The sequence below is a fragment of the Spirosoma areae genome (assembly GCF_054781775.1).
The window spans coordinates 1-14,633 of record NZ_BAAGTT010000057.1; the positions used below are offsets into that span (position 1 = coordinate 1).

Below are 14,633 nucleotides of genomic sequence, written 5' to 3' on the forward strand. Positions count from 1 at the left end.
AAACTATTATAAACCAACGGGTTCGGAAGACAAAAAGTAGAGTAACTTCGGACTAAGAAAAAAATGGTAAACGCACTGAACGACTAACTCAAAACGGTCAACTTATTTCCGGACGATACAAAGAATACAGTCCGTGAATCATTCGGACGTTTTTCTGAACGATTGCCGGGTAAGCAGGAAAGGGCTGGAAATAGCCCTTTTTGCGTTCAATAAACCCGTTCAGTTTAATAGTTCAGCGTTTTTGATAATGAAAGGGATTTTTTGAACAATATGCATGAATTCAACTAACGGGAACAAGGTGGCGAAAAGTCTCTCTTCTCATTTCACCATATCGATGGCCCAACTCTATCTATCCACTTTTGGCTGACGAGGTACAGTTTATAGCTGAACTTTGTCACTCACAATAGCTTTTCAACGATAACCCTCAAAATAGACTTCTTCGTGTACACAATAAAGTTAATTATGCCTGCCAAATGCGTTGGCAAATCATTTTTATATTGTTGGCAATCCCAGCTCTTTCAAAAATTCATTGTGCTTGTATGTATTTGTTTTAATGCTTTCATTGATTGAAGTCAACCTTGCGTTTACTTCTTTTAAGTCAATCTGAACTTCGTCAAAAGATGTGCTTACATATCTTGAAATGTTTAGATTATAGCCGTTCTTTTCAATTTCTTCGAGTGAAACCCGGCGAGCGTAGCGTTCAATGTGTTCGGGTCGATATTTATACGTATCTACAATTTTTTGAATATCATTCGGTTCTCCTGTTTCACCCTCTCTTAGTGTGTTTTGCCGTTTGCCTTTTTCATAATGCTCACTGGCATTGATAAACAATACATCATCCTGCTTTTTGCATTTTTTCAAAACCAAAATACAAACAGGAATACCCGTTGAGTAAAACAGGTTAGATGGCAAGCCAATGACGGTGTCGATGTGATTGTCTTTTAACAGTTTAGTCCGTATTCGTTCTTCGGCACCGCCACGGAATAAAACGCCGTGCGGCAGGATGATGGCCATGGTGCCTTCCGTTCCCAAAAAGTGAAAGCCGTGCAACAAAAAAGCAAAGTCGGCGGCCGATTTAGGGGCTAAGCCATAACTCTTGAAGCGAAAATCTTCGGCCAGCGTTTCGTTTGGTTCCCAACGCAGGCTAAAGGGTGGATTGGCAACAATGGCATCGAACTCAATCTTTTTGGCCGGGTTCATTTCGTTGAGCAAATCCCACTGATTTTCTAAGGTGTCTCCGTGGAATATCTCAAACTCGGTGTCTTTCGTACCGTGCAACAGCATATTCATCCGGGCCAGGTTGTAGGTGGTGATGTTCTTTTCCTGCCCGTAGAGTTTGCCAATGCTGCCGCCATTATCCTTGATTCGTTTCCTGACATTCAGTAGTAAGGAACCAGAGCCACACGTGAAGTCAAGCACCTTGTCAAACTTTTTCTTTTTGCCAGACGTGGGATCTTGACTGTCCAGGACGACGATTTCAGACAGTATGGTTGAAATTTGTTGGGGTGTATAAAACTCACCCGCTTTTTTGCCCGAACCAGCGGCAAACTCGCCGATCAAGTATTCATACGCATCGCCAAGGGTATCTGCATCAGCAGAGAACTCCGCTATACCCGCTGCAATTCTCTGAATAATGTTGCATAGTTTTTTATTCCGTTCGGTTGACGTTTTGCCAAGTTTTTCAGAATTCAAATTGATTTCTGAAAACAGCCCCTGAAAGGCCCGTTCAAACGATTCGTTTTCAATGTAGCGAAAACCGGCTTCGAGCGTTACCAGCAGCTCATTGTTTTGCGTTCTGGCCAGCTCGGTGATGTTGCTCCACAGGTGCTGGGGCTGGATCACATAATGCACTTTCCGGCGCATCTGTACTTCAAAATCCTGTACATCTGCTTCGTTTTCGGCATACCAAATCTCCAGTGGTGTAGTCACTTTAAGTTTGGACATCACATCCTTAGGCGTATCATCTGGGTAGTCTGACCCTAATTCTTTTTTTGCCGATTCTTCATAGTTATACGACAGATACCGAAGGAAAAGAAACGAGAGCATATAATCACGGAAATCGTCCGCGTTCATAGCGCCCCGCAGTTGGTCTGCTATATCCCAAAGGGTTTTGCCAAGTTTTAATTGTTCTTTATTTATCATACTAGTGGTTCAGAGTTTTCTTCCGCGAATAAAACACCATTGAATTTGTAATTACTTAAATAGTTGGTAAATATATTGCTGAAATACTCTTTATTCTCTTCTACCATTTCCACGGGTTCAAATAATGAATATGCTCCATGACTCATAATATTCACTAATCTTGAATGTAAAGTTCTCTCTCCATCATCACCATCTATTTCCATACAATCTGAAAACTTGGTAAATCCGTGAAAGTTAGCCGACTTTTCAAGTATCGTTCTTAAAATATTAAAATGATACGTAAATAATTTGTCTTCTTCAATTGCCTTTTTTATTTCTTGTACTAATGAAACGTGATATACAAATGGTGAATCTGTAGTTGACTTTAATGAGTATCCATTGAGTGATTTCTTGATAAAAAACTTCTTAGCGTTACCGAATTCATTACAAAGGACATTAAAAAAAAGCGCGTGGTGAGTTGACACAATCGTTTTGATTTCATTGCCGTCTGTTTTAATCAACTGTGCTAAATGGTGAGCTACGGAAATGGCGTTGTGGTCATCTAAAGATGAAATTGGGTCGTCAATGTAAATGTATCTAACCCAGTCGTATGCTTCTTGCTTGTCTATTGCTAATTGTGCGACAGCTAGAAAGAAACACCAAATAAAAAGTCTTTCTTCACCTCTCGAAACTTTGATATAGTCGTGTGTAATAGTTTCTTCATTTATACGTTCTTCTCTGGTGAACCTAATATTCCATTCAGTGTAATCTATATAAAAATCGAAATCTGTATATCTTCTTAACAAGGGCCTAATTCTGTTTTCCATTTCAAGTTCAGCCAAGCCTTCAAAAAATTTTGAGTCCTTGTTGATTCTCAAAACCCTTTCGGTATCATTATCTAAGTCATTATCCCAGTAAAACAGGTCTTCAGTAAAGGCATTGAAGTATAACGTGTCAGCACTGTCATCAGTCTTTCCAGCTTGTTTGAAAGACATTGATAAACGTGTTTTACCAGTGCCGTTGTATGCGAAAAGCAGGTGTACTTTTTTGTCTTGACCTCTTAGGTAATTAACAAAATCCTCTAATTGAGCAAACGAATAGTGTTCGATAGCAGCCATACTCTAAACATTCATTTTTGGAAATAACCCCTGCATCAAGCCCTTTTTATGCAACTTTAATTGCGCTAGTTTCTCCGATTCTGCCGTGATTAAAGCATCTAATGAGGAAAGAAAAGAAGCTATTTTTTGTTGTTCTTTAAATTTTGTAGGAATAAGGAAAGGAAATTCTTTAATTTGTTTTTGCGAAAGCATTGGAATTGCACCCATAGCTCTATTCTTTCGAACCTCGATTTGGATTCTGTCCCCAATTAATATATAATACAAAAATTTAGCATCACAAGTGATATTTTTTAGTAACACCATACTTGGGTTAATTGTAGCTTGACCTATTTCTCTGTCAATTATTGCACAATCGCCTAATGTTCCTCGTTGTGAAAAAATAATATCTCCAACTTCAACCATAATTTCTGGTGATTCGTTATACTTTTCCCAACTAAGATATGTTGGGTCTTTCAATTCAAGCAATTGATTTTGAATGTGCTTTCCGCCAAGAACTAATGCTCCTTCACCTTGACCTACCAAATCTTCAGTTGTGTAACCTCTATATCCTATCCGACCCTTGACTAGACAATTTTCCTCTACAATCGTTTGAACCCACTCCCCATCCTCCTTAAACTCAGGAAAACGCCATTTAGGAACGTTTTCGCCTTCTTGCGGGAATAAGTTTTGCATCAAGCCTTTTTTATGCTCTTTTAAGGCGTCTAATTTTTGGCTGTGGGCGGCAATTAATTCATCTAAGGAAAAAAGGAAAGAAGCGATTTTCTGTTGTTCTTTTAGGCTTATTGCGTAAGAAATTTTCACACTTGCAACATCCGACTGCCCTATTGTAGTCATAGTAGCAGTTTTACCTTTCGCTATCATCTGACTTCTAACATTATTAGATTTGAGTAAATAATGCAGGTAAATAGGGTCAATTACTTCTTTTTTAGGACGCATCCTAATTAAATGTCCATCATATGTAATACACTCTGAAGATCCTAAATAAATATTAGATTTTGCGATTCCTTCTGGAACAAGAGATGACCTTGTGAAGAATATATCTCCAGCTTCTACTCTATTTTTTTCAAATTCTGTTTGGCTAAGTTTTAAAAAAGACAAGTCGTCTTCATTAATTGTTGATTCAGTGTACATATTAATTACGTTAATGAGCCTATATCCACTGCCTACTTTTTTCGGGTCATTAAATACACCATTTGAAAATCCATTTGCAGCTAGATTAATGAGAGTATCGTTTTTCCACTCCCCCTCATTCACAAACTCAGGAAAACGCAATTCGGGTACTAATTTATTTGTGCTGTTATTCATTATTTTGTTGAGTGGCGTTTAATTCGTTCAGTATCAACGTTTGTAAGGCTGCTTGGGGCAGTAAAAGTTGGTACTCCGCTACGCCAATCGGTTTATTGATGTCTTGCAGGGCTATTTCTACGTCGAGGTGGTCTTTATCGGCGCAGAGAATGATGCCGATGGATGGGTTTTCGGTTTCGCTCTTTTCCAGCCGGTCGAGCAGGGAGAGATACAGATTCATTTTCCCTACGTATTCGGCTTTAAAGCTGCCAATTTTCAATTCGATGGCCACCAGCGAACGAAGGCCCCGGTGAAAGAAAAGCATATCGACAAAATATTCCTTGCCATTGTATTCCAGCCGGTATTGGTTGCCAATAAAACTAAACCCTTTGCCCAACTCCAGTATAAACGCTCTGATTTTGGCGATGAGTCTGTTTTCCAGTTCCACCTCTTTGAGGGGTTCGGTAACGCCCAAGAATCCCAGATTATAGGTGCTTTTAAATACTTCGTTGGCGTAATCGGCATGGGCCGCTGGCAGCGTCTGGTCAAAATTGTGGGTTTTGACTTGTTTCTGCGCCTGACCAAAACTGTCCATTTTGATGGCATTGAGCAATAAATCTCTGGACCACGCTTTTGTCAGGGTTTCGTTGGCATAAAATTCGACTGCTTCAAGTGATTGTATCTTGTCAAGCAACAGCAAGTTGTGCCCCCAGGGCAAAACTGCTACAGCTTGTAGCAGTTTTATATCGGCCTGATAGTAACGCTCATAAAAGCGTTTCATATTCCACAAGTTACGGGGAGACAACCCCATATCCGGAAACTCGTTTTTCAGGTCAATGGATAATTGGTTTATCACACCGCTGCCATAGCCTTCTTCCAGTTGCTTTTCTGAAAGCAGCTTTCCCAGATTCCAATAAACCGATTGTGTGCCGCTATTTACCTGTCGGGCAATCAAAATACGGGCCGTGCGGATTTGGCTAATCGCTTGCTTTACTATGTCGGCATACGCTGCCTCGGTCAAGTGCGGTGGCGTTAGTTTGCTTTTACTCATACGCTGCTAACCCTGAAATCTCACGCCCTTCGGCTATTTTCTTTAATTGGGGCACCAGGTCTTCCATTAACGCCAGCTCTTTGAGTCGGCGTTGTTTCCAGCCAAGTTCCAGCGGCTCCAACAGGTCGGTGAGTTTTTCGCCGTCGAAGATCATCCGGCTCATAATGCCATCCGTAAACGCCTTCAGGTCAGCCGTTTGCAGTCCGTGTTTGTTGGCAATGACCGCCAGTTCCTTTTCGTTTTTTTCTACTTTAAACGTATCGTAGCCTTTGGTCAACGTAGCCGTATCCTGGCCGCTGTTCCAGTCCAGGCTATTGATGTAGTCCGTTAAGTCTTCCTGCTCGTCCATCAGGTTGGCATTGGCACTCAGCAAACTAATTACCTGTTCTTTGGTCATCTTTTGCCGAGCGGGTTTCTTCTGCGTACTGTCGGCAATCAGGCTCATGATGTAGTCGTAGTCAATCACGGCCGACGCAAAAAGCACAAACTCAAAATCCAGCTGCTGAATGTCGGGCGGGGCTGCGTCGCCTTCTTTTTGCTGTATTTCCTTTAGTTGTTTAGCGGTTTCCAGATACGAGCTTCTAAACTCCTGCAAAGTTTCGGTAGGCAAAATGGCATCTATTTTAGCCTGCTGTACCTCGTCTAAATCGGTGTATTGGTCTAGCTGGGTTTTTAGCCGTTGTACTTCCTTAAAGTTTTTCACAAAGGCAATCCGGGCGGCATCGCCTTTCAGGTTATACACGTCCTGCGGTTCGTTTACCAGATTTTGCTGCTGCATGAAGCTGCCCAAGGCTTCAATGGCTTTCTGGTATTTCTCAATCACCACAGGAGCAGGGTCAACAAGCCAGATTTCTTTGGCCCGTCCGTTGTCATCGCCCGAGAAGAGAGCAATGGCCTGGTTTACGGCGTCTTGTTGGAAGCGAAAATCCAGAATGTTGCCGTACGGTTTGGTGTCGTTTAGTATCCGGTTGGTCCGGGAAAACGCCTGTATCAACCCGTGGTATTTCAGGTTTTTGTCCACATACAAGGTATTCAAATATTTGGAATCAAAACCTGTCAGCAACATATCCACCACGATGGTAATGTCAATTTTGTTTTTGTGGGGGTAATCCTTGTTGCTGTATTTCTGGTCTTTTATCCGGCTTTGCACATCCTGATAATACAAATCAAACTCGTTGATAGAATGACTGGTACCATATTGCCGGTTGAAGTCGGCAATGATTTCGGTCAATGCTTTTTTCTTCTCTTCAGGGTTCTGTTTGTTATCTTCTTTCTCCTGCGTTAAATCTTCCTGCAATTGTTTTATGTCCGCAGCATTCTTTTGACTTTGCTGGTCGCCGTCTTTTGCAATAAGCTGCGCCGGTGGAGAGAACACACAAACTACGTTCAACGGAACATAAAGGTCGTCGGCCTCTTTCTTTTTCTTCTGACTATTTTTGAACAGCTGATAATACTCGATTGCGTTATTGATCGAAGCGGTTGCCAACACCGCATTAAAACGCCTTGAATTGGTAGCCGCGTTGTGTTTGTTCAAAATGGCTTCGACGACAGCCTGTTGCGCAATCGGCTCACCGGGTTTGGCGTTTTGCGTGCCTTTCCCTTTAAAATAGTCGATATGAAAGCGCAATACATTTTTGTCGTCAATGGCGTGGGTTATGGTGTAAGCGTGTAATCTCTTTTGAAAGATATCCTCGGTAGTTATTTTGGAGCCCTGTTCGCCTTCTCTGATGTAAGAAGTAGCATTTTCGTCGAAGATAGGCGTGCCTGTAAAGCCAAAAAGCTGCGCATTTGGGAAAAACTCTTTAATGGCTTTATGATTATCCCCAAACTGCGACCGATGGCACTCGTCAAAGATGAACACGATTCGCTTGTTGCTCAACGGCTCCAGGCGTTCTTTGTAGTTTTTCTTATACGTCCCGTCTAACGCTAACCCTAATTTCTGAATGGTCGTAACAATTATCTTATCGGCATAATCGGTAGATAATAAACGTCTTACTAATGTTTCAGTATTGGTGTTTTCTTCTACGCTTCCTTCCTGAAATTTATTGAACTCTTCGCGGGTTTGCCGGTCAAGGTCTTTGCGGTCAACGACAAAAAGGCATTTTTCAATATCGTGATTATCTTTCAGTAGGGTAGATGCTTTGAACGAAGTCAATGTTTTGCCGCTTCCTGTCGTGTGCCAGATATAGCCGTTACCTCTATTTTGATGAATGCAATCGACAATAGCTTTTACCGCATAAATCTGATACGGGCGCATCACGAGCAACTTCTGCTCGCTTTCCACCAGCACCATGTATTTGCTAATCATTTCGCCAAGTGTACACTTAGTCAAAAAATTTTCTGTGAATAAATCAAGCCTATTTATTTTTTTATTATTTATATCGGCTAATTCGTACACAGGTAAAAACTGTTCATCCGCGTTAAAGTTGAAATGCTGAATTTTATTATTGGCGAAATAGTGTGTTTTTGTGCCATTGCTCACGATAAACAACTGCATAAAACAAAGCAGTGAATTTCCGTAACCATTGCCTGGTTCATTTTTATAGTCCACGATTTGCTGCATGGCTTTTCGTGGCGAGATGTCTATTTTTTTTAATTCGATTTGTACCAAAGGCAAACCATTAATCGACAAAATAATGTCGTACCGTTGATGGCTGTTTTCTGTATTTATGCGCAACTGGCTAATGACTTCAAAATCATTTTTGCACCAGTCTTTATTATTCACCAATGTGTAATGAAGTGGCGTTCCATCCTGACGTTGGAAGTAATTCCGTTCACGCAGAAGTTTTGAAGCAGCAAAAACATCAGGATTGATGATTTCTTCACGTAAGCGTAAAAATTCGTTCTCTGAAAGTCGAACACGATTAAGTGCTTCAAATTTACTTTTGAAGTTTTGCTCAAGCGTTTTCCGATCAGCAATGTCAGGTCGATATATATATTTAAGCTCCGTTAGTTGCCTGATCAAGCTTTCTTCTAGCTGGTTTTCTCTGCTCATTCAAATTACATCACCAAATTCGGTCAAAGTTACTTTTTTACGTCGATTTATCTGCCGGTGTGTTGGCTAAAAGTGGCTCTCTGTGTTTTGTGCAGCCAAGGCTTCGTGTGTACTCATACAAAGGGGCCTAGCTATTCCCATTAGCCGGGCCGAATATGATCGGCATCGAAAGCGGTTGGACAATTACATCGTTTTAAACAGTGATGGGGTGAGTGAGTAAGCCTTAGCGGTGGCCCGCCGGTGGTCTGACACCGGTGTCGGGGATGCCTATACAATTGGGACGGCCTCAGTCTTTGACGTGCCGATTTTTACACTTAATCCAAAGCATTTCGAGCGGATGAAGGGTATTACTTTATACAAGGCTGATAATTATCAGGAGCTACTACAAAGTACCAGGCGTACATAAGACACATATCCACTACTTTCCAATTTTTCATAGTTGGTCTTTTTGCCCTCTAAGCTAAAATTTAAGTGAAACCGTTCATTTAAAGGGGCAAATTTTTAAATTTATTGAACGCATAATCACCTATAAGTTAGGCGATTATCACCATTTGGCTCATAATCCAAAAATCGTTCACGAAAAGGCTTGGCCAAATGAACGCTTATCCTAACCCAAAGACATAATCTAACCCTTGTCATGAAAGATAGAAATCGTTCACGAAAAGGTTGCCTTTTCTGGACGTTCACTATGGAAAATACAAATTATTGATAAGGCATAGAAAAGAGCGGCAATTTCTTTTTTACCGGTAAAATACTATTTTAAGAATCATCAGGAAGGTCTACGGCTACCTAAATAGGTACTCTGCCCTCAAGCATACCATCGGTTATCTGTAACCAAAACGGGTAACAACTTCCTGGGGCCTGACCAACCTTAGAAATCACTATTTTAGAAATGAATACCAACTGCCGTTTGGATAACTACGGGGCTTTACGCAACCTGGCAGCCTATGCAGGCATCTATGTACTATAGCCTTCCCTGACGATGCGTCGACTATTCTCTTTCATCGTGCTCCTAAGCAACTGCTTCGCGCCCATTTCCCTATGGGCTCAAAGCCATGCGTCTATCCCCTTTCAGACGGTTGCCTTTAAAACCTACACCGGCGATACTATCACCTACGAGTTGGGTTGGTTGGCCGTACCCGAAAACCGCCTTAAAAACCCGACAAACACTATTGAACTGGCCGTGGTTAGGCTAAAGGCTAAAAACGCAAGGTCCGATTTTCCCGTCGTATTTCTGGCCGGGGGACCTGGCCAATCCGGTATAAATTACTTGAATGAAGAATACTTTCAACGATTGGTGTTCCCCTTACAGCAAACGCATGATGTGATTCTGTTGGATCAACGCGGTTGCGGCCAATCACGCCCGTCGCTGCTTTATGCGCTGCCAGAAGCCGATAACCGGGAGATTTTCTTATCCAACAAGCGGATGTTAGCCTTGGGAAAGGAAGCTATCCAAGCCGGCACGGCTGAGTTTAAAGCAAAAGGCATTGATATAGCGGGCTATACGACCCTACAGAATGCCCATGATCTACGTGACCTATGTGGGGCGTTGGGGACAAAAAAACTAAACCTGTTAGGGGTCAGCTACGGCACACACTTGGCGCTGGTAACTGCCAGGGCTTATCCTGCCTTGATTGAACGCATGGCCTTGATTGGCACCTCAGGGGTTAACCACATGCATCACTTACCAGCTACTTACGATGAGCAGTTAAGGAAAATTGCCCAGCTAGCCGCCCAAGATTCCTTGGTTAATAAAGCAGTACCCGACATGATTTCTTTGCTCAGGCGGGTTCTTCAACAGCTTGACAGACAGCCGATCCAGGTGCAGATCGAGGATAAACGAGCCAAGCAGGTAATATCAATTCCGGTCGGTAAATTCGGTTTGCAAACGATTCTGCGATTAGACGCCGGTGACAGTTATGACTTTGTAAGTTTCCCGGCCATGCTGTATGGTATTGACCAGGGAGACTACGCCCTACTACAGGAATACATTGAAAAAAGGTACAACCAGTTTAACGGAGGATACGGCTCAGGTATTTCGGTGATGCGTCAAGCCTCGGGGGCTACCCAGGAACGCTATCAGCAGATTGCCAGAGAAGGCAAGACGGCTTTACTCAATAATGCGATGAACACGCCGGACATTTATAGTCAGTGGCCAGGCATTGATTTAGGCGATGAATACAGACAGCCGATTAAGAGCGGGGTTAACACGTTATTTATCAGTGGTACGCTGGATAGCAATACACCGGCGTCAAACGTCGAGGAGCTAAAAGAAGGCTTTCCTAACTCCCTTCATGTGCTGGCTCAGTATGCCGGTCATGAAGATATGCTACCCAACGAAGCTGTGCAGAAAATGGTCATAGATTTCTTCAATGGCGTACGCTTGACTACTACCACCGTCATGCTGGCAAAGCCTACCTTTATGGCTATCGAGCACAAATAAACCTGACTTTAGTAGGTTGCACTTGCTACTGTTATCTGGACGCCACATCCAGCCTGATCTTACTGTCCAGTTTACTGTAGCCAGTCCACATACGAGCTGTCATCTTTTACCATTCTATTTATGATGAACACTGGCACTCTACTTTCAATGGAAAAGGGGATGTAGTAGTTAAGGATTAAACCAGCTGGGTTCACATAAGCTTCACTTATAGAACAGGAAATTGAGCGTATGAATCCAACGGCATTTGCAGAATGGGAATCCATACTTATCTCATCACCAGTGAAAAATCATTATGCGAGACAAGCATTTTGTGGCCGTCCATCGGGGAGGATTACTCACTAAAGACAACCATTGCCAGTTGATGCATTGGGCTATTGGATGTTGCCAACATGTGCTGCCTCTTTTGGGAACACCTGTTGACGAACGTCTACTCTATGCGTTGCAAATAGCTAAAGAATGGGAAGAAGGTCAAGCAAAGGTAGGGAAGGCCATGAAAGCCTCCTTGGGTGCTCATGCAGTGGCCAGAGAATTGACAAATCCAATTTCGATAGCGGTCGCTCGGGCCATTGGCCAAACCGTCGCTACAGCTCATATGGCCGATCACTCATTGGGCGGTGCCTTATACGGATTAAAAGCAGTGCAACAAGCTGGTAAATCAATAGAGGAAGAGAGAGAATGGCAAAACAGTCAACTGCAAAATCTGTCTACTGATATTGCTGAGTTAGTTCAGTCAACTTTGGTTGAAAAGGTGTCAGCACTCAAGAGTCTTGAGGCACTAATTAGTTGATTGATTTATAACTTTTCCAGACTACACCTTTTATCAAGTATAAGATTATATATCTATAGTTTCATAACATAATGTAGATTATACAACAGGACCATCTTTCCAAATCTGCTGATGTCGTTGCTCGACAAACGCTAATAAGCGAGAAAAGATGGTCTTGAACTGTTTGAAATCGGTTTCCCCAACCACTTCAGTAAACACCATTTCTAAGTCAGTTAAGGTGCCAGAGAGATATAGTAGAAAATGTTTCCCTCGATCCGTTAGCATAATCTGCTGAGCCCGATGATCCCTTTGATCTGGAATGACAGCGACATAGCCCCGCTCACTCAGCTCCCCTACTAAGCGTCCCATCGTCTGTTTGGTCACCTGCGCTCGTTGCGCTAGTAAGCTACTGCGTGTACCAGTTGGATCAACATGCTGAAGTACTTGAACATGGCCGCTGCGAATCTCAGGGTAGCCATCCCGTGCCCATCGGTGCTCACTCAATTGACTTAGTAGGCGAGAAAATCGGTGTACTTGCCGAGAAATATTCTTCTGTTCGACCTGTTGACTAGCTTGTTCTAAAGAATCCATGAACGAATTTAGTCAGTAAACGTTACTATTTAGTAAGCCTTACTGACTAAATGCGCTCATGGAACCAAAGAACTTAGCCCAAGTGGCTCAAGCACTTATTCAATCCGCACTGGCCGAAGCCAACCTACAAAATCTATCCATTGCCGCCTGTGTAGTGGACTCAGGTGGCCATTTGGTCGCTCACCATCGGATGAATGGAGTCAGTTATATGGCCAATGATATTGTTCGTCGTAAGGCTACTACAGCTTGCAATTTTCGCCTACCCACGCATGTTTTTTATACGGTGTTACAACAACAGCCCACTTTGCAGTATGCGATCTCGTCTCAAGCCGACGTGTTAGCGGTTGCGGGAGGAATGCCGATTGTCGTGGATGGGCAATGTATAGGCGGCTTAGGCATCGGGGGCGGCAATTTCGAGCAGGATCAAGCTATAGCGGAGAAAGCTATGCAGTCACTAAGCTAGTAGTTTGTTACTATTCCAAGAACTTAATATTCGGTTATTCGATACTTTTCCTTGAAGAGTTTCATAACATAAGATTCGTGACTGTTGCAAAAGTAGATCAGTATATAATAAAACTGATCAGGTACTGGCAGGGCAATTACCATTCCGCCTTGTTCAACGGAAGTAAAGTGTAGGAACTTCTTTAAGTTATACGCCATAGCGGCCACATACATCACTTTGGCTGCGGCCTCTCGACCACGGGTGTTAATTTGGCGCAGCCCATAGTAATTGACCAGACTGCCTAACACCGGCTCGACCGTCGCGGACCGCAGTCGCATCATCCGTTTCCCAAACCGACTGGATAACCGCTTTATTACTCGCTCGTATTGGGCTTTATAGTAAGTATCATACAACCGTTTCTCGTTCGCTTTCTTGCCTTTACACTGCTCCCCAATAGGGCAGTGCTTGCACTCAGATGCTTGCGCTAGGTAGCGTTTTTTGGGATTTCCTTGCTTGTCAACCAACAACTTGTCAAATGCCAGGTGGTTCCCCTGACTACACGTGTAATGGTCACTCTTCGGATCGTAATCAAAACCGGGTCGCTTGTCCTTGTCCTTGCCGTGGGGAGAAACGAACCCAGGTAATCCTCGGATTTCCAGTTGTTCATAATTTTCCCCTGAACTATATCCGCACCGGCGGCCCGGCCGCATCAGCCACTACATGACTCATGACCACGCCAAAACGCTTTAAGCGGTCCTGAGTCGTGTCGACAATAGGCAGTAGATTGCGGCTATCGCGCCGGTCAGCCGAATTGGCCTGGATGTGGGTAATTACATGCTGAGCGGCATCCACGCGCACGCTCGTCATATACGATAGTTGGCGAGGCTTGCCGGTTTTGAAGGCAATGCGGGCATCGGGATCTGTAGGGCTATAATGGGTGAGATTGCTCAGCAGTTGTCCGGCTTTGTTGGGGGCCGCTTTCTTAATGTTTTTATGAAAGCGGTGGATGTGCTGTAAACGGTCTACTGAGGCCGTTAGCCGAGGTGGTCTTGGTTTACCTAACGTAGTAGGGTGTGCCTCAGAGGGCCAGATGGTAGGTTTAGGTTTAAGCCGACTCATGGATGCATTCGCCTTAATGTAGACTGAATCAATCACTTGCGTGTGACCACTCACCAGCCCTTTATGGATGCATAAACCCACGATGTGACTAAAGCAGGCGTCAAATACCGAAACCGGGATGCGTTAGCGCGTACGTGACAGGGTGCTATGACAGGGTAAGGACTGCTCCAGCCCATAGCCTAAAAAAGCCCGGATACCGACATGCAGCGTAGCTAATTCGAGCAACTTACGGTTCGAGGTAATGTTTTCTAAATTGCTTACTAATTGGAGTTTAACGAACACCAGCGGATCGATGGATGGTCGTCCAATCGGGCTATAGAAGGGTTCGAACAGGGGTCGAACAAAGCCAAAGTCCATGTCCCGTAAGAGAAGCTGGTAGAAGTGGTGGGCTGGCACGAGTTTAACCAGCGAGGTATTCGATGGATGATAGCCTAGCATGGGCTAATAACATAGCTATCCCTCAATGAGTTACTTTTGCAACAGCCACTGGCATTATGCTAACCTAACTAAAAATAAAGCATATATAAGCGGGCCAACCAAGATCCTCGTTGAGCTTCATCCCACCGATAGTCTGAACCAGCCAATGCCTCATCGCCCTTTTTTAATCCGGGGCCGCTTGGGTCTGGGGGGCTTGGGCGGTTGCGGTTGCGTTTGCGTTGTGGGCGGCTGTAGGGTGGTTTTTTCGGATGCCATACGTGCGGTT

General features: G+C 43.5%; 12 protein-coding genes. 3 read left to right on the forward strand and 9 right to left on the reverse strand.

What is annotated here, in order from left to right:
* Positions 1–492 precede the first annotated feature (492 nt).
* From ACYVI1_RS32490 to ACYVI1_RS32510, 5 genes are read right to left on the reverse strand one after another with little or no spacing between them, the layout of a single operon-like run.
* On the reverse strand, positions 493–2,142 hold the full coding sequence (locus ACYVI1_RS32490) for a type I restriction-modification system subunit M (RefSeq protein WP_460915997.1): 1,650 nt from the start codon (positions 2,140–2,142) through the stop codon (positions 493–495).
* Entirely contained in the window at positions 2,139–3,239 is a 1,101-nt protein-coding gene (locus ACYVI1_RS32495; protein ID WP_460915998.1) for an AAA family ATPase, read from the reverse strand. The genes ACYVI1_RS32490 and ACYVI1_RS32495 overlap by 4 nt, the downstream gene beginning before the upstream one ends.
* A 3-nt stretch (positions 3,240–3,242) precedes the next feature.
* Positions 3,243–4,544: a restriction endonuclease subunit S gene (locus tag ACYVI1_RS32500; protein WP_460916000.1), complete on the reverse strand. Its 1,302-nt coding sequence runs from the start codon at positions 4,542–4,544 to the stop codon at positions 3,243–3,245.
* On the reverse strand, positions 4,537–5,574 hold the full coding sequence (locus tag ACYVI1_RS32505; protein WP_460916001.1) for a PDDEXK nuclease domain-containing protein: 1,038 nt from the start codon (positions 5,572–5,574) through the stop codon (positions 4,537–4,539). Before ACYVI1_RS32505 ends, ACYVI1_RS32500 begins: the two co-directional genes overlap by 8 nt.
* Complete coding sequence (locus tag ACYVI1_RS32510; RefSeq protein ID WP_460916002.1) at positions 5,567–8,569, reverse strand: type I restriction endonuclease subunit R; 3,003 nt, start codon at positions 8,567–8,569, stop codon at positions 5,567–5,569. Before ACYVI1_RS32510 ends, ACYVI1_RS32505 begins: the two co-directional genes overlap by 8 nt.
* Before the next feature lie 982 nt (positions 8,570–9,551).
* Between ACYVI1_RS32510 and ACYVI1_RS32515 the strand changes: the two genes are divergently transcribed.
* On the forward strand, positions 9,552–11,012 hold the full coding sequence (locus tag ACYVI1_RS32515) for an alpha/beta hydrolase (protein WP_460916003.1): 1,461 nt from the start codon (positions 9,552–9,554) through the stop codon (positions 11,010–11,012).
* Between the two features lie 292 nt (positions 11,013–11,304).
* Positions 11,305–11,799: a putative immunity protein gene (locus tag ACYVI1_RS32520; protein ID WP_460916005.1), complete on the forward strand. Its 495-nt coding sequence runs from the start codon at positions 11,305–11,307 to the stop codon at positions 11,797–11,799.
* A gap of 78 nt (positions 11,800–11,877) precedes the next feature.
* Here the strand turns inward: ACYVI1_RS32520 and ACYVI1_RS32525 are convergent, their stop codons facing one another.
* Complete coding sequence (locus ACYVI1_RS32525; RefSeq protein WP_460916007.1) at positions 11,878–12,369, reverse strand: MarR family winged helix-turn-helix transcriptional regulator; 492 nt, start codon at positions 12,367–12,369, stop codon at positions 11,878–11,880.
* A gap of 58 nt (positions 12,370–12,427) precedes the next feature.
* Here ACYVI1_RS32525 and ACYVI1_RS32530 point away from each other — a divergent pair, with 58 nt between their 5' ends.
* Entirely contained in the window at positions 12,428–12,832 is a 405-nt protein-coding gene (locus tag ACYVI1_RS32530; RefSeq protein WP_460916009.1) for a GlcG/HbpS family heme-binding protein, read from the forward strand.
* A gap of 23 nt (positions 12,833–12,855) precedes the next feature.
* On the opposite strand, the gene ACYVI1_RS32535 is transcribed toward ACYVI1_RS32530, so the two are convergent.
* From ACYVI1_RS32535 to ACYVI1_RS32545, 3 genes are read right to left on the reverse strand one after another with little or no spacing between them, the layout of a single operon-like run.
* Positions 12,856–13,521: a transposase gene (locus tag ACYVI1_RS32535; RefSeq protein ID WP_460916010.1), complete on the reverse strand. Its 666-nt coding sequence runs from the start codon at positions 13,519–13,521 to the stop codon at positions 12,856–12,858.
* Entirely contained in the window at positions 13,493–14,011 is a 519-nt protein-coding gene (locus ACYVI1_RS32540) for a hypothetical protein (RefSeq protein WP_460916012.1), read from the reverse strand. Before ACYVI1_RS32540 ends, ACYVI1_RS32535 begins: the two co-directional genes overlap by 29 nt.
* 42 nt (positions 14,012–14,053) lie before the next feature.
* Positions 14,054–14,368, reverse strand: coding sequence for a transposase (locus ACYVI1_RS32545; RefSeq protein ID WP_460916014.1), 315 nt, complete (start codon positions 14,366–14,368; stop codon positions 14,054–14,056).
* Between the last annotated feature and the right edge of the window lie 265 nt (positions 14,369–14,633).